Raw genomic sequence first — 17024 nt, forward strand, 5'->3', positions numbered from 1 at the left:
GGATGAGAAGGAGCGGCAGAAAAGAATCAGCTGGCATCGGATCGGTGCTGAACAAGCTGCGCTGCCTCCGGGAAATGAAACAAAATATCAGATCCCGTCAGCAGCAAGTGTGCGGCAGATCGGGAAAACAGGAAAATACTTAGTGTAATAAACAGGGGGATATGAAAATGGCGAAGATGTATTACGTGGATTCATGCAAAGTGGGCGTACTGACTGGGAAAACCGTGGCGGTACTGGGCTATGGCAGTCAGGGACATGCCCATGCGCTGAACCTGAAGGAAAGCGGCGTTCAGGTCGTGGTCGGATTGTACGAGGGATCGCGCAGCTGGGCGGCAGCCGAGGCAGCCGGCCTGGAAGTGCTGGTGTGCGAGGAAGCCGTCCGACGGGCGGACGTGGTGATGATGCTGCTGCCGGACGAAAAACAGGCCAAAGTCTATGAGACAGCGGTTCGGCCCAACCTGCGCCCCGGCACGGCCCTGGCCTTTGCCCATGGCTTCAACGTCCACTTCAATCAGATTGTGCCCTCCGCTCAGGTGGACGTGTTCATGGTTGCCCCGAAAAGCCCGGGTCATCTGGTGCGGCGGGTGTATCAGGAAGGAAACGGCGTTCCGGCACTTTTTGCAGTATTCCAGGATGCAACCGGCCATGCCCGGGACCTGGCGATGGCTTACGCGGCTGGGATCGGCTGTGCCAGGGCCGGTGTCATTGAAACGACCTTCCGCGAAGAAACCGAAACGGATCTGTTCGGTGAACAGGCCGTCCTGTGCGGCGGTGTCAGCGAGCTGATCAAAGCGGGTTTCGACACACTGACGCAGGCCGGTTATCAGGAGGAAGTCGCTTATTTTGAGTGCCTCCATGAAATGAAGCTCATCGTGGATCTGCTCTACGAAGGCGGCATGGAGCGGATGCGCTTCTCCGTCAGCGATACGGCGGAATACGGAGACTACATGGTAGGCCGCCGGATCGTCAATGAAGCAACCCGGGAGGAAATGAAGCGGGTCCTCAGCCAGATCCAGAGCGGTGACTTTGCCCGGTCCTGGATTCTCGAGAATCAGGCCAATCGGCCGATGTTCACGGCCCGCCGCCGCCAGGAGAAGGAACACCCGATTGTGGCAGTGGGCAAGAAGCTGCGGTCCATGATGTCCTGGCTGCCCAAGGTGGAAGATCATGCGTAGCCATCAGCTGACACAGGGAGTCGAGCGGGCGCCGCATCGCTCTCTGCTGCGGGCGCTGGGTCTCACCGACCGGGAAATGAAGCAGCCGCTGATCGGAGTGGTCAGCGCCTTCAGTGAAGTGGTGCCTGGTCATGCGCACCTGAAAAACGTGACGGACGCTGTCAAGACTGGAATCCGTCTGGGCGGCGGTACGCCACTGGAATTTCCGGCCATCGGCGTCTGTGACGGTTTGGCTATGAACCATGAAGGGATGCGCTACTCGCTGGCCAGCCGCGAACTGATCGCCGATTCGGTGGAAGTCATGGCCCGAGCGCACAGTCTGGACGGGCTGGTGCTGGTGCCCAACTGCGACAAGATCGTGCCCGGCATGCTGATGGCGGCTGCCCGGCTGGATCTGCCGGTGATCCTGGTCAGCGGCGGACCGATGCTGGCGGGGGAAACCAACGGCAAAACCGTTGACCTGAGCGCAGTGTTTGAGGCGGTCGGAGCGGTGAAAGCCGGACTGATGACGCTGGAAACGCTGCAGGACTACGAAGAGTCGGCCTGTCCGACCTGCGGCTCATGCTCGGGGATGTATACCGCCAACTCCATGAACTGCATTACTGAAGCCCTGGGCATCGCTCTGCCCGGCAACGGCACCGTTCCGGCCGTCTACTCCCAACGAATCCGCCTGGCCAAGGAAACCGGCCTGCGCATCGTGGAGCTGGTGCGGGAAGATTTCAAGAGTTCCCGGATCCTGACAGAAGATGCCTTTGTCAACGCGCTCCATCTGGATATGGCACTGGGCTGCTCCACCAACACGGTGCTCCACCTGAAGGCCATTGCCCATGAGGCGGGCGTGGATCTGGATCTGGAACTGGTCAATCGGATCAGCCAGGCGACGCCGAACCTGTGTCGGCTGAGTCCCGCCGGACCGCATCACATTGAGGATCTGTACCGGGTCGGAGGAATTCAGACGGTCCTGTGTGAACTGCAGCAGGCAGGCTGTTTCCGGGGGGAGGCAGCTACGGTGCAGGGACTGACTCAGGCGCAAGGGCTGCTGCGGCATCGCCAGCCTCAGGCAGACGGCACCGTTGTGCGCCCGGCCAGTGATCCCTTCAGCCCGACGGGCGGAATCCAGGTGCTGCGGGGCTCGATCGCGCCGGATGGTGCCGTCGTCAAGCGATCAGCGGTGGCTCCTGCCATGATGGTGCATGAAGGCCCGGCCCGGGTATTTGACGGGGAAGAAGCGGCTGTTCAGGCCATTCTTGGTGGTGCCATCCAGCCGGGCGATGTCGTCGTAATCCGGTTTGAAGGACCCAAGGGCGGTCCTGGCATGCCGGAAATGCTGACTCCGACCTCCGCCCTGTCGGGGATGGGGCTGGACGAATCCGTAGCGCTGCTCACAGACGGACGCTTTTCCGGAGCAACTCGGGGGGCCGCGGTGGGACACATTTCACCGGAGGCCCAGGAAGGCGGACCCATCGGTCTGCTGCGCGACGGCGACCGGATCCGGCTTGACATTCATGCCGGCACCATTGACCATGACCTGGACGAGACCGAACTGGCGCGGCGCCGGGGGGAATTCCGTGCCAGGGAACTGAACGTAAAAGGATATCTGGCACGCTATGCCAGACTGACCACATCAGCTTCACAGGGAGCTGTATTTCGCTGAATTAAAAAATGGGGGGAAGATCTATGAAACGAAGCGGAGCTCAAATCGTATTGGATTGTTTAAATAAAGTGGGGGTCGATTCGATTTTCGGCTTCCCCGGCGGTGCTGTCATTCCGCTGTATGACGCGCTGTATGACACCGGACATCCCATCCGGCACTATCGCACCTGCCATGAGCAGGGAGCCGTCCACGCGGCCGACGGATATGCCCGGACCACCGGCAAACCGGGGGTATGTCTGGTTACTTCCGGCCCGGGAGCCACCAATACGATCACGGGGATTGCCACGGCGTTTCTGGATTCGGTTCCTCTGGTGGTCATCACCGGACAGGTCGGGCGGCCGCTGATTGGCCGGGATTCCTTCCAGGAAGTGGATATCACGGCCATGACGCTGACCATCACGAAGCATTGCGAGATGATCCGGCGGGTGGAGGACATTGAGAAGACGATCCTGCGGGCGTTTGCCATCGCATCTTCCGGCCGGCCGGGGCCGGTTCTGGTTGATCTGCCCAAGGATCTGATGCTGCAGGAGACCGAATATCTTGGTCTTGATCTGACCGTTCCGGAAGCGCCGGTCTTTGACCGGAGCCAGCTGGAGCAGGCGCTGCCGGCCCTGCGTGAGGCCCAGCGTCCGGTGATCCTCGCCGGCGGCGGAGTGGTATTGGCCAATGCCAGTGAAGAACTGACCGAATTTGCCATGGCCTATGGCATCCCGGTGGCCAACACACTGATGGGAACCGGAACGTTTCCGCAGAGTCACCCGCTTGCCCTTGGCCTGGTGGGCATGCATGGCTCGCAAGAGGCCAATCGGGCTTTGTCGGAAGCAGATCTCGTTCTGGCGCTGGGCGCCCGGTTCAGCGACCGGGTCATCGGGGCTCCGGATCAGTTCTGCCGGCAGGCCCGGATCATTCAGGTCGACATCGATGTCAATGAACTGGGGAAGAATACGGACACCCATTTCCCGGTTCAGGGAGATCTCAAGGCGGTGCTCCAGGTGCTTCGGGAGGAGCTGGGGAACGGTCGCCAGCCAATGGCAGAACCCGCTCCGCGGCCAATGTCGGCATCGGGGGAAGGGGAACTCACGGCTCAACCGCTCCTGGAGGCAATCCACCGTGCCTTTGGCGATGAAACCATTGTCGCCACCGAAGTGGGCCAGCACCAAATGTGGACGGCGCAGCACTTTGGCTTTGACCGGCCCCGGCGGTTCATAACCTCCGGCGGACTGGGCACCATGGGCTTCGGTCTGGGGGCGGCCATCGGGGCTCAGATTGGCAATCCGGACCGGCAGGTGCTGCACATTGCCGGCGACGGCAGCTTCAAAATGAACTGCAACGAGCTGGGCACCGTCAGCAAATACCGGGTACCGCTCAAGACTTTTGTTTTCAACAATCAGGCGCTGGGAATGGTCAGGCAGTGGCAGCGACTGTTCTGCGACGGCCGCTTCAGCGAAACCGACGGCGATGATTCCGTTGACTTCGTGAAACTGGCCCAGGCCTACGGCATCCGGGGATACCGGGTCGCGACCTTTGCCGAACTGGAGGCCGTGCTGAATGAAATCAGGGCTTTGGAAGAACCCGTGGTGGTGGACTGCCTGATGTCACGGGATGAAAATGTGTATCCCATCGTGCCTCCGGGAAAAGCCATCACGGACATGATCACCGGACAGGAGACTGGGAAGGGGGAACTGGCATGAACGTAAATCATCTCTATCAGTCGGTTCTGGCAGCCAGACAGCGGCTGGAACCGGTCTTGAGCCGGACTAAGCTGATCCACAGCGATTTCTTCAGTCAGGAATCAGGCCACGATGTCTACATCAAGCCGGAGAATCTTCAGAAGACGGGAGCGTTCAAGCTGCGCGGCGCCTACAACAAAGTAGCTCAGCTCAATGAGACGGAGCGAAAGGCCGGGGTCATCGCGGCCTCCGCCGGAAATCATGCCCAGGGAGTCGCCTACGGCGCCAGCCTGCTGGGGATTGAGGCAACCATTGTGATGCCCTCCCAGACACCACTGATCAAAGTCAATGCCACCCGGCAGTACGGCGCCAACGTCGTGCTGCACGGAGATACCTATGACGATGCCTGGCACCATGCACTGGAACTGCAAAAAAGCGGCGGCCAGGTCATGATCCATCCCTTCGATGATGTGCACGTTATGGCCGGACAGGGCACCATCGGGCTGGAAATTCTGAGTGAACTGCCGGATGCCGACGTCATTCTGGTGCCGGTGGGCGGCGGCGGCCTGATCAGCGGAATTGGCGCTTATGTCAAAACCGTGGCGCCGAAGTGCCGCGTGATCGGAGTCGAGCCGGAAGGAGCGCTGTCAATGCATACGGCCCTCCGGGAAGGCCGCGTGGTCAGCCTGCCCGCGGTTCATACGGTGGCTGACGGGGTAGCAGTCAAGCGAGTCGGAGACCAGACCTTTGAATTTTGCCGCCAGGTCGTGGATGAGATCATCCCGGTCAGTGACTACGACATCATGGATACCTTTCTGATGCTTCTGGAAAAGCACAAGATTGTGGCCGAGAACGCCGGAGCACTGGGATTGGCTGCCCTGAAGAAGATTCAGGGGAAAAACCTGAAGGTGGTCAGCGTTCTCTCCGGCGGAAACATCGATGTGGTAACGGTGTCCGCCATGATCAACAAGGGGCTCACCCGGCGCGGCCGGATCTTCTGCTTCTCCGTTGATCTGCCGGATACTCCCGGACAGCTGGTGAACATCTCCAGCATCCTGGCCCGGCAGATGGCCAACGTGATCAAGCTGGATCACGACCAGTTCATGAACTTTGACCGGTTCAGCCATGTTCAGCTTCAGGTCACCGTTGAAACCAACGGTCACGAACACATCCGCGGCATTGTCCAGGACCTGAATGCTGCCGGCTATCAGATCCGCCAGGTTTATTAAGATTACTAAAAAACCGGAGCGAACACCGAAGGAAGTCGCACTAGCGGCTGAATGGGGGCAGACTGGCAGGAACCGTCTCAAGAACGGTGGTTGGAAGCGGATAAAAAAGCCGGTGAGCCGGCAGGTTAATTTCAGCGTATAATATAAGAAGAGACTTCGACCGGACTCCTTGCTGACAAGGCAGAGGCTGTGCCGGATGAAGTGGCCGTTGCCTTACTGGATGCGGCTGAATACCATTGGATACGCCCTGAGCGTGAGTGCTCCATCCAGCGGTTGATCATCGGGCGGATCTTGCGATAAACCCGGTTGACAGGCGGAAAAAAATTTCTTGCAATGACCCTGGGAATCCTCTATACTAAATTTTGTGCTAGTACACCTGGCGCTCCGCTGGCAGAAGATGGCTATGAACGTCAAATAAAAATTAGGGAGGGAATGCACAATGAATGAACTGATCAGACTGATCGAAACCGAAACACTTCGGAAAGAGCCGCTGGCTGATTTCAATGTGGGAGATACCATTAAGGTCCACGTTAGAATCAAGGAAGAAAAGAGAGAAAGAATTCAGATCTTCGAAGGAACCGTGATCAAGATTCAGAATGGTGGAGCCAGAAAAACCTTCACAGTTCGCAGAGTCGCCATGGGAACCGGAGTGGAAAGAACTTTCCCCTTCAATTCACCGACGGTTGATAAAGTGGAAGTTATCCGCAAGGGTAAGGTCAGAAGAGCGAAGCTCTACTACCTCAGAGACCGTGTGGGTAAGGCTGCCAAGGTCAAAGAAAGAATTTAGTGTATCGAGGGATCATGCTGCATGATCCCTTTTTACTTTTTTTCTTTCCGGGACGGTCTGACAAAACGGAGGAACGATTCGCTGTTCCGTTAGTGTAAAGTTACTGTAGGTCGAAAATGAAAGAGAATAAGCCCAAGTGCTAGAATGTTAGTAACAACAACAAACAAACTACACGAAAGGACTTATTCTCATGCCTATCTTAACAGATTTCAACTCAATGTTCACCTCTCTCAGACAAGGTTTTGATTCAAGAATGGCAAGCGGTACTCTCACCATGGATCAAGTGGTACAGGAGACTCACGAGCTGACGGATCGGATTGCCCGTGAGCAGATCCAGGATTATGTTCAGGTACTCGATGAGCGCCTGAGGAACTCACAGTTACGGAAAAAGGATTACTCCATCGAACGGCGTAATCAAACAAAAACCATCGCTACTACAGCCGGACCTGTGGTCTTTGACCGGACGTACTTTCGGGATAAAAAGACTAATCACCATGTGTGTCTGGTGGATCGTCTTCTGGGCCTTGAGCCCCATCAGAGAATCAGCCGGGAACTAGCCTCGTGTCTTCTCTCCAGTGCTAAAGATATTTCTTACCAGGGGACGGTGGAGCGCTATGCAAGTAGCGGAATTACCAGCCGCACTACGGTAATGAATCTGGTCCATCGACTGGGGAACATTGAGTCTTCTGAGGGACCCCTGCCTCAGAAAAAAGTGGTATCTCGGATCTATATTGAGGCCGATGAGGATCATGTAGCTATGCAGGACGGTTCCAATCAGCAGATGCGGCTGATCTACGTCCATGAGGGGCAGCAGAGTGTCGGGAAGAGACGCAAGGCCTTGATGGGTGTACGTCGATTTGCAGGCTTTTACAAGGGCAACTCGGATGAACTGTGGTACGAAGTGTTCGATTACCTGAACTCGGCTTATGAAGTGGATAAGATCGAGGAAATCTCCTTATCAGGGGATGGGGCGACCTGGATCAAGATGGGTGCCCAGATTCTGCCTCGATGCAAGCTCTATCTGGATAAGTTCCACCTGGAAAAGGCCCTGCGCCAGGCGGCAACGCCGATTGATTCCTACAAAGGGACAAAGGATGAATATTACTGGTACCTCAAAGACGCCATCAGCATGGACTCCCTTGAGGACATCAACACATTCTTCGAATCAGCGGCGGGATTGCCGCTTAAAAAGACCCAGGAAAAGAAGTTAGGCGAGATGCAAACCTATCTTGTGTCCAACTGGGAATCGATCCAGAACGCGGCCAAGTCGGGCTATCAGGGCTGCAGTGCGGAAGGGCATGTCAGTCATGTGCTTTCCTCACGGTTATCTTCACGCCCGATGGGGTGGAGCACAGTAGGTGCTGAGAATATAGCGCGCATGCGAGTTTTCGTGCTCAATGGCGGGGATCTCATGGGCTACTTCGCTGCCAAAGAGAAAGAAAAGAAGAAGGAAGCCCGACTTTTGAGGCTGGAAAAACGGATCGTGAAGAAGAGCCGGGTCTACCCAGTAAAACAAGGTTCAATCAGCTATGCAACGCCTCATTTTGGGTGGTATAAATCGTAAAACCCGGGCTACCTGGAATCCGCACGGCAGGCCTATTCAATTTTTGAACCGAAAGTAAGTTGACACTATCCGCTGTTCCGGCGAGGGTTCACGGCGGCCGTTCAATCCGGATATAATTAGAGAAGTACTCATCATAAAATCGAACCACAAGGAGGTGGCTGTCATGGCAGATAAGATCAACTGGTTTCCTGGGCATATGGTTAGGACCCGGCGGGAAATCACAGAAAATCTGAAACTGTGCGATGCCGTCATAGAGATCCGGGATGCCCGGATCGTCAAATCATCCGCCAATCCCGAAGTGGACCGCATTGTCGGGACCAAGCCCCGGATCATCCTGTTAAACAAGGCAGATCTGGCAGAGGATCGGGTAACCCGGCTCTGGAAGCAGGAACTGTCCAATGCGACCACGGTTATTCTCGAGGTCAACAGCCTGACGGGAGAAGGGCTGAATAAGATCAAGCCTGCCCTGGAGGGCCTGTTGGCGGAAAAACTGGAACGCATGGCCAATAAGGGATTGAAGCAATATTATATGCGGGTAATGGTAGTAGGCATTCCCAACGTCGGAAAGTCTTCCTTTATTAACCGCATGGCGAAAAACTCCATTGCCAAGGTCGGAGACCGCCCCGGCGTCACCAAGAACAAGCAATGGATTAAGACGGGTCAGGGCATTGAACTCCTGGATACCCCTGGAATCCTGTGGCCGAAATTTGAGGACGACCAGGTCGCGTTGAACCTGGCCTTCACCGGCGCCATCAAGGATACCATTATGGATATCGAAACACTGGCCCTGCGGCTGATCGAGCGGCTGAGCCGCCATTACGCCAATCGCCTGGCGGACCGCTACCAGGTGGAAGTGGCTGAAGATGGTCTGGCTACCATGGAGGCCATTGCCAGCAAACGAGGCTACCTTCAGAAGGGCCAGGAAGTGGACTGGACCAGAACTGCCGTCATGCTGCTGGACGAGTTCCGGGGCGGGAAGCTGGGCCGCATCTCCCTGGAATGGCCGGGCCGCGCGGTGGAAGAACCGGTGGATCATGAGTCAGCAGAATAGTCCCATGCTCGAGCTGCCGGATTTCACGGCCATGAAGCCTCAGGATGTGAAGTCCTATCTGAAGCGCGAGCTGAAGGGGTTATTAGCCCGACGGGAAGAAGTTCTGAGCCTGTGTCGGAGTGACCGGCGCAAATCCGTGCAGGAGCTGTGTGAGCACTTCCAGCGCCTCGAAGAACGCCACCAGGCTGAAGTGGCCAGAGTTCGCGCCATGTATGATTTTGACCGCCACTACGGCACGCTGGTGGCAGGAGTCGATGAAGTGGGCCGGGGCCCCCTGGCCGGGCCGATTGTCGGCGCAGCAGTGATCCTGCCGGGCGACTGCCTGTCGGATGAGCTGATCCTTGGCATCAACGATTCGAAAAAACTCAGTGCGAAACAGCGACAGGAGCTGGTACCGCTGATCAAGGAACAGGCAGTGGCCTGGGCCTTATTTGAACACTCCAGCCAGGAGATCGATGAGCTGGGGCTGTCCTTTTGCAACAACAACATCTTTGTTCAGGCGGTGCGCAAGCTATGTGTCCAGCCCCAGATCGTCCTGTCCGACGGCTATCCGATTCGCCATATCAACCTCCGGAATGAGAAGGTCATCAAGGGGGATTCCAAATCCGCGGCCATCGCCTGTGCCTCGATTCTGGCGAAAGTCTACCGGGATGAGCTGATGATCAGTCTGGATAAGAAGTATCCCGGCTACGGCTTCTGCGGCAATGTGGGCTATGCCTCCAGGGAACACATCGAATCCCTTCGCGCTCAGGGACCCTGTGCGATTCATCGCCGTTCCTTCCTCACCCGAATCCTGGAAGAGGAACCGGAGCAGCTGACTCTGTCCCTGGAATAATGGGCTGGCTGGATCGGTTGTACACATCCGGATCAGTTGAGCTCATCGGCTTCACATGATCTGATCAGCTAGGATAATTCATTATTAAATATGATTCCATCAGAAAAGTCGAAGCCATCAGAAAAAGTGCAGCCATCAGAAAAATCGAATCCATCAGCAAGTCCCGGGAAACCGGGACTTTTTGTATAATTTGACTGCTTTCTCGCCACCATCACGGTAGGTCACACAGGTGACCGGGCAGGAGGGGTTTAAATGGAAGAGCGATTGCTTCAGGTGTGGCTGAGTCTGGCGAAGTTGAAGCCGCAGCTTCGGAGGCAGCTGCAGGGGGATGTGGTCAGGATTGAGCGGCAGTATGCGGCGGAGCCGGGTGGGACATCCCTGGGGCAGGTAAAGGAGCTGATGGAGCAATGTCGAAATCAGGGCATTCAGGTGCTTCTGCCCACGGATGAGCGGTATCATCGGGTATTTTCTGAATTGGCTGGAATTGGCGCGCCAACGCCTTTCATATTATATATGAAGGGGGATCCGACGCTGCTGGAAGCTTATGGCGTGGCTATTGTCGGTTCCAGGCGCCTGACTGCCTATGGCCGGCGGGTGACGGCTCGCCTGGTGGAATCGCTCCGGACCCTGCCGGTCACAATTGTGTCCGGAGGGGCCAGAGGGGTCGATACAGTGGCCCACACCACCGCCATAGCCTGCGGCCTGCCCACGGTCTGTGTACTGGGGTGCGGCATTGCCCGGGCCTATCCGGCGGAAAATCGGGAACTGTTTCATCGGATAGGTCGGGATCATCTGCTGCTGTCGGAGTATCCGCCCCAGACCGGTCCGCAAAAATATTTTTTTCCGGAGCGCAACCGGATCATTGCCCAGCTTTCCCGGACGGTGGCTGTCACCAGTGCCGCCCGCCGTTCCGGCGCTTTAATCACAGCGGAATGCGCCATGGATTATGATCATATCATTGCTACGGTTCCCTATGAACTGGATGATCCGATGGGTCAGGGCTGTCTGTTCCTGGCCGGAGGCGGAGCCCGCCTCCTGACGGATCCGGCGGATTTGGAGACCTGTGTCCGCGATGACCTGCCGGATTCTTTTCTCCGATGGAGCAGTTCGAACGAAGATTCATTGACAAGGTGAAACTTTCCATATAAGATTTGTAATTGTCACATGGTCTGACCAGACGGACTCGGCGGATGGGTCGTTTTATTCCGTTTTCTGATGAAGCGGAGGAAGAAAAACCAAGTCCCGGAGGAAGCGGCAGTCATGGACTCATAGCAACAAAGCAATTATTAAAGCGAGGAGAACTGTTCATGGCAAAATATCTGGTCATTGTGGAGTCCCCGGCAAAAGCAAAGACCATCGGCAAATACCTGGGAAGTCATTACACCGTGGAAGCCTCCATGGGACATGTCCGGGATCTGCCCAAGAGTCAGCTCGGCGTCGATGTGGAAAAGGACTTTGAACCGAAATATATTTCGATTCGGGGGAAGGGCGAACTGCTCAACAAGCTGCGTCGGGAAGCGAAAAAAGCCGACAAAGTTTATCTGGCAACTGACCCTGACCGCGAAGGGGAGGCCATATCCTGGCATCTGGCGAATATTCTGAAGCTGGACGGGAATGACAAGATCCGGATTGAGTTCAATGAAATCACCAAAGACGCGGTGAAAAATTCATTGAAAGCAGCCCGCCCGCTCAAGCTGGACCTCATCGATGCCCAGCAGGCCAGACGTATCCTGGACCGGCTGGTGGGTTATGAAATCAGCCCGATCCTGTGGCGCAACGTCAAGTGGGGCCTGTCGGCCGGCCGCGTGCAGTCCGCTGCTTTAAAACTGATCTGTGATCGGGAAGAGGAAATCAAAAACTTTAAGCCGGAAGAATACTGGACCATTGACGCGGACCTGCTCAAGGACAAAACCAAGGTGACCGCCCGGCTGACCCTGATCGGCGGCAAGAAGGCCAGGATCGAGGATGAGACCACCGCGCTGGCCATCAAGGCTGATCTGGATGCGGGCAAGTTCCATGTAAGCAAAGTCGTCAAGAGCGAGAAGAAGCGGAACCCGCTGCCGCCCTTTACCACTTCCACGCTGCAGCAGGATGCTTCGAAAAAGCTGAATTTCCAGACCAGACGGACCATGAGCGTCGCGCAGCAGCTTTATGAAGGCGTCGATATCAAGAAGATGGGCTCCATCGGTTTGATTACCTATATGAGAACGGACTCGGTCCGGGTTTCTCCCGAAGCCCAGGCAGAAGCCCTGAAATATATCAAGGAAGAGTTCGGCGATCGGTATTGCCCGGCGCAGCCCAGAATCTATAAAGGCAAGAAGAACATCCAGGATGCCCATGAAGCCATCCGCCCATCCAACGTCCACCTGGATCCCGAATCCATCAAGGATTCCCTGAAGCCGGAACAGTACAAGCTCTATAAGCTGATCTGGCAGCGCTTCCTGGCCAGCCAGATGGAATCCGCAGTTTTCGACACCATTACGGCAATTTTCGAAAACGGCAAGTATACCCTGCGGGCCACCGGCTCCAAGATGAAGTTCGACGGCTTCATGAAGCTGTATGAATACAAGGACGACAAGGAAGAAAATACCTCCATTCCGGAACTGAATGAAGGGGAGACACTGAAAAACGGCGGAGTCCGGGCCGATCAGCACTTCACCCAGCCTCCCGCCCGGTTCACCGAAGCTTCCTTCGTCAAGACTCTGGAAGAACTGGGAATCGGCCGTCCGTCAACCTATGCTCCGACCATCTCGACGCTTCTGGCCCGGGATTACATCGAGCGGGAAAAGAAGAATCTTCTGCCGACGGATCTGGGCAAAATCGTGAATCAGATCATGAAGGAGTACTTCAAGAACATCGTCAACGTGGAATTCACGGCCAACATGGAAGAACGGCTGGACTCCATCGAAGAAGGCAGCGAACCCTGGCGTAAGGTCGTACGGGATTACTATGAGCCGCTGAAGAAAGACATTGAGTTCGCGGAGCAGGATGTGGAAAAAGTGACCATCGAGGACGAAATCTCGGAAGAGCTTTGTCCTAACTGCGGCAAGAACCTGGTCGTGAAGCGGGGACGCTATGGCAAGTTCCTGGCCTGCCCGGACTACCCGGAATGCAAGCATACTCAGCCCATCGTCGAAAAGCTGGACGTCAAGTGCCCGAAATGTTCCGAAGGCGACGTGGTTGCCAAGAAGAGCCGCAAGGGCAATAAATTCTTCGGCTGTTCCCGATATCCGGAGTGTGATTACGTGTCCTGGTATGAACCGACCACGGAAATCTGTCAGAAATGCGGCTCCATGATGCATAAGCGCTATTCCAAGGCGAAGGGGACTTACCTGGCCTGCTCCAATGATGCCTGCAAAGCGACGCGGGTCATTGAGAAAACCGAAGACGACGCTGAATAAACATTCTAAATATTAACAAAAATTCACAATATTTCACGTTGTGAAATTTAAACTTTGTGGAATTGGAATGGAAAAGCACTGCGAATTATGCTAATATTGGGAAGGTAAATGTATGAAAATTCAAACAGCCAATTCGTAATTCGAGGTGTAAACAAGATGTCATTACTACAGAAAACGAGAAGATTGAATAAAATTCAGCAGCGCAGCGGCTACGAACAGATCCAGTTTGACGAGGTCTGCAAGATCCTGTCCGAGGAACTGGACTGCAACGTGTATGTGATTTCCCGCAAGGGCAAGATTCTGGGGCACGACCATGCGTTGGCCTTCACTCCGGTGGAATCCTACAAGAACCTGCTGCGGGAGCTCCAGGTACCGGAGGATTATAATGAAAAGCTGCTGTCGGTCAATGAAACCCTGACTAATCTGGATTCGACCCATGAGCTGGTTCTGAATATGGAAAAGGGTCTGGATCTGCGCAACAAGATGACCACCATCATTCCGGTCATCGGCAACCGCGAGCGTCTGGGCACCCTGGTGATCAACCTGTTTGACCGTCAGGCCACGGACGAGGACCTCGTTCTTCTGGAATACTCTGCCACCATCATGGGCATTGAGATCAACCGGCAGAAACAGGCGGAACTTGAAGTCGATACCCGGGAACGTCAGGTGGTGGAACTGGCGCTCAATACGCTGTCCTATTCCGAAGCCGAAGCCGTCAAGCACATCTTCAATGAACTGGACGGCAATGAAGGCCGGCTGGTAGCGTCAAAGATCGCGGATCAGGCAGGCATTACCCGCTCGGTCATCGTTAACGCACTGCGCAAATTTGAGTCCGCCGGAGTCATCAAATCCCGGTCCCTGGGCATGAAGGGCACGCACATCACGGTGCTCAATGACAAGCTGCTGGAAGAAATGAAGCGGCGCTTCTAATATGAATCAGCCGTGAACGGCGACATGAAATGTTAAAAAAACGAGTGGCAACACTCGTTTTTTTTCTTCTCCGAATGTGATAAAATAAATAGTAGTTACTTTTAATAACAAAAAGTGGCTGGAATTATTATTACGTACGGAGGTATCTATTATGACAGAACTTTTAATCACGCTGGTGATCCTTGTTGTCTTTGCCGCCCTCATCGGCGGTCTTACCATGCTCAAGAAACAGAACAAATCCTTCACCTTCCGGGTGGTGGCTGCCCTGATTCTGGGTCTGGTCTTCGGAGCGCTGCTCCAGATCGTGCTGGGTTACAACAGCGCGATACTCAAATCCGCCATGGACTGGATCTCGGTAGTCGGTTCCGGCTATGTCCGGCTGCTGCGCATGATTGTCATGCCGCTGATCTTTATTTCCATCCTGTATGCCTTTGTTACCCAGCGCTCGAAAAACCTGGGCAAGATGACCGTTCGCGTTCTAGGCGTTCTGCTGATCACCGTCGCTATTTCGGCCCTGGTCGGAGCGTTGACCACCGCGGCGTTCGGGCTGTCGGCTCAGGGTCTCCAGGTGGGTCAGGCTGAGGCGGCCCGGGGGACGGGTCTGGAAGAGACTCTGGCTAATTTTGCCAAGACCCCGATCCAGCAGCAGATCATGGAAATCATTCCCACCAATCCCTTCGCGGCCCTGACCGGTCAGGGATCCAACGCCACGCTGTCCGTCGTCTTCTTTGCGACCATCCTGGCCATCGCTGCCATTCAGATTCGAAAATTCAAGCCTGAATCCGCGCAGTTCTTTGAAACGATGGTCGTATCGCTCCATGATGTCACCATGCGTCTGGTCAATCTGGTTATGCGCTTTACCCCCTACGGAATTCTGGCTCTGATGACACGGGTGGCTGCCACCTCCAACGTATCGGACATCCTGCGCCTGCTTCAGTTCATCCTGGCATCCTATCTGGCCATTGCCATCATGTTCGGTATTCACCTGCTGATTCTGGCAATGTTTGGGCTGAATCCAATGACTTTTGTCAAGAAATCCATGGATGCCCTGATTTTTGCCTTTACCTCCCGTTCTTCCGCCGGAACACTGCCCATGACCATCAGTGCTCAGAAAGAGCGCATGGGCGTACCGGAAGGCACCGCCAATTTGGCCGGCAGCCTGGGAACTTCCATTGGCCAGAACGGCTGCGCCGGGATTTATCCCGCTATGCTGGCGGTCATGATCGCGCCGACCCTGGGAATCAACCCCCTGGATCCGGTGTTCCTGATCCGCCTCATCGTCATCACTACGTTTGCTTCCTTCGGCATTGCCGGTGTCGGCGGCGGGGCGACCTTTGCCGCGCTGGTTGTTCTGTCGGCCCTCGGCTTTCCGGTTGGGCTGGCCGGGCTGCTCATCGCGATTGAGCCCCTCATCGATATGGCACGGACTGCGCTGAACGTATCCGACTCCCTGCTGGCCGGCGTCATTTCCGCCAAATCCATGAACGAACTGAATCTGGAGCAGTACAATCAGCCGACGGTCGAAGAATAAGCATTCCACCGGCATGAGCCGGGATTTAAATAATTAACCAGGAGGATCATCATGAAGATCACATTAGATGAAAAAGCGGTCCGCTATATCCAGAAAGCCGGATTTGAGGACCTGACCGTTTATGTCAAAGGCTGCTCAGCCTGAGGCACCGGGGAACCGCAACCATTAGTTTTAATGGGAAAACCCGGAGAAGATATTGAAGACTACGACGTATACCCGACCAGCGGCATCAATGTCTATGTTCGGGTCGACGTACAGGCCGGAGACGATGGAATCCGAATCAAACATTCCAAGTTCCTGTTCAAGGAAAGCCTGATTGTCGAAGGAATCGTCTACTAGGAGACCGGCATTCTGTACGCCGTCGTTTCATCAGACCAACGCAGATTTGAAAAGACTGTCATCGGGACAGTCTTTTCGCTTCGAATGGACCATCGCAGATGATCCCGATGAAAGAGCTGACTGCCAGGAGAAAGCAGCCAGATTCCGGCCAATCGGAAGCAGCCAGATTCCCGCCAGGCGGAAGCAAGTATATTCGCCAGGCGGAAGAAAAAGATCGCTGCCAAGATTAAGCCATGAGATTGCCGTTAAATTAACAAACTGTTAACATGATTTTAAGTCTGCTTTATTGGTAGAACCGTATTGTTTAAGAAACATCCATGATGAACCAAATGTAGTCTGGGAAATCAATCCATTGGAGGGAATGAAGCAGAAATATTCCCGTCGATTGATCCGGATTAAGAGGAGAGATGAACATGCGCGAAGGGGAAATCACTGAGGCAATCGCAGCCTGCGATCAGGTACTGGACGGAATTGAGGCGGCGATGCATGATCTGAAAGGCGCTCAGAACTGGGGTATTTTTGATTTGCTGGGCGGAGGCTTCATCGTGAGTCTGGTCAAGCACGGACGGTTGAGCCGCGCCCAGCAGAGTCTGATGGAAGTGCAGTATAATCTGCGCACGCTCCAGAAAGAGCTGCGGGATGTGTCGGGAGCGATCGAGCTGTCCGTCAATCCCAACGGCATGAACATGCTGTTTGACATAGCTTTTGACAACATATTCTCAGATCTGATCACACAGAGCCGGATTCATGAAGTCCGGGCAGAGCTGACGGATCTGGAAGCCGATGTCCGGGCTTTGCGCCGGCGTCTGGGAGAAATTAAGCGCGCCATGTAGCATGTCGGGCAAATCGCCGCCGGAG

The 17024-nt window shown here is 55.2% G+C and carries 13 protein-coding genes and 1 pseudogene; all 14 read left to right on the forward strand.

Annotation, left to right across the window (positions count from 1 at the left end):
* The first annotated feature begins 167 nt into the window (after positions 1–167).
* Positions 168–1175 (forward strand): ketol-acid reductoisomerase, encoded by a 1008-nt coding sequence (gene ilvC / locus P6M73_RS07420; protein WP_277855473.1) that lies wholly within the window; start codon positions 168–170, stop codon positions 1173–1175.
* Positions 1168–2829 (forward strand): dihydroxy-acid dehydratase, encoded by a 1662-nt coding sequence (ilvD, locus tag P6M73_RS07425; RefSeq protein WP_277855474.1) that lies wholly within the window; start codon positions 1168–1170, stop codon positions 2827–2829. Before ilvC ends, ilvD begins: the two co-directional genes overlap by 8 nt.
* Positions 2830–2852: 23 nt before the next feature.
* Complete coding sequence (gene ilvB / locus P6M73_RS07430) at positions 2853–4520, forward strand: biosynthetic-type acetolactate synthase large subunit (protein WP_277855475.1); 1668 nt, start codon at positions 2853–2855, stop codon at positions 4518–4520.
* A complete protein-coding gene (gene ilvA, locus P6M73_RS07435; RefSeq protein ID WP_277855476.1) occupies positions 4517–5728 on the forward strand; it encodes a threonine ammonia-lyase in 1212 nt (403 codons plus the stop codon). The genes ilvB and ilvA overlap by 4 nt, the downstream gene beginning before the upstream one ends.
* Before the next feature lie 439 nt (positions 5729–6167).
* Entirely contained in the window at positions 6168–6515 is a 348-nt protein-coding gene (rplS, locus tag P6M73_RS07440; RefSeq protein WP_277855477.1) for a 50S ribosomal protein L19, read from the forward strand.
* Positions 6516–6789: 274 nt separating this feature from the next.
* Complete coding sequence (locus tag P6M73_RS07445; RefSeq protein WP_347276320.1) at positions 6790–8079, forward strand: ISLre2 family transposase; 1290 nt, start codon at positions 6790–6792, stop codon at positions 8077–8079.
* Between the two features lie 163 nt (positions 8080–8242).
* Positions 8243–9130 (forward strand): ribosome biogenesis GTPase YlqF, encoded by an 888-nt coding sequence (ylqF, locus tag P6M73_RS07450; RefSeq protein ID WP_277855479.1) that lies wholly within the window; start codon positions 8243–8245, stop codon positions 9128–9130.
* Positions 9131–9161: 31 nt separating this feature from the next.
* Positions 9162–9965, forward strand: a complete 804-nt coding sequence (rnhB, locus tag P6M73_RS07455) for a ribonuclease HII (protein ID WP_347276330.1) — start codon at positions 9162–9164, stop codon at positions 9963–9965.
* A gap of 252 nt (positions 9966–10217) precedes the next feature.
* Entirely contained in the window at positions 10218–11099 is an 882-nt protein-coding gene (gene dprA, locus P6M73_RS07460; protein WP_277855481.1) for a DNA-processing protein DprA, read from the forward strand.
* Positions 11100–11272: 173 nt separating this feature from the next.
* Positions 11273–13366, forward strand: a complete 2094-nt coding sequence (gene topA / locus P6M73_RS07465; RefSeq protein WP_277855482.1) for a type I DNA topoisomerase — start codon at positions 11273–11275, stop codon at positions 13364–13366.
* Between the two features lie 156 nt (positions 13367–13522).
* Positions 13523–14296: a GTP-sensing pleiotropic transcriptional regulator CodY gene (gene codY / locus P6M73_RS07470; protein WP_277855483.1), complete on the forward strand. Its 774-nt coding sequence runs from the start codon at positions 13523–13525 to the stop codon at positions 14294–14296.
* A 151-nt stretch (positions 14297–14447) separates the two neighbouring features.
* Positions 14448–15827 carry an L-cystine transporter gene (locus tag P6M73_RS07475; protein ID WP_277855484.1) on the forward strand — a complete coding sequence of 460 codons (1380 nt, stop codon included), beginning with the start codon at positions 14448–14450 and terminating at the stop codon, positions 15825–15827.
* Positions 15828–15995: 168 nt separating this feature from the next.
* Positions 15996–16166 (forward strand): annotated as a pseudogene (locus P6M73_RS07480) (CC/Se motif family (seleno)protein); the annotation flags it as partial.
* Between the two features lie 413 nt (positions 16167–16579).
* Positions 16580–16999 carry a hypothetical protein gene (locus P6M73_RS07485; RefSeq protein WP_277855486.1) on the forward strand — a complete coding sequence of 140 codons (420 nt, stop codon included), beginning with the start codon at positions 16580–16582 and terminating at the stop codon, positions 16997–16999.
* Positions 17000–17024 lie beyond the last annotated feature (25 nt).

The sequence above is a fragment of the Anaerococcoides asporogena genome, assembly GCF_029590275.1.
Taxonomy (GTDB): domain Bacteria; phylum Bacillota; class Clostridia; order Clostridiales; family Clostridiaceae; genus JG1575.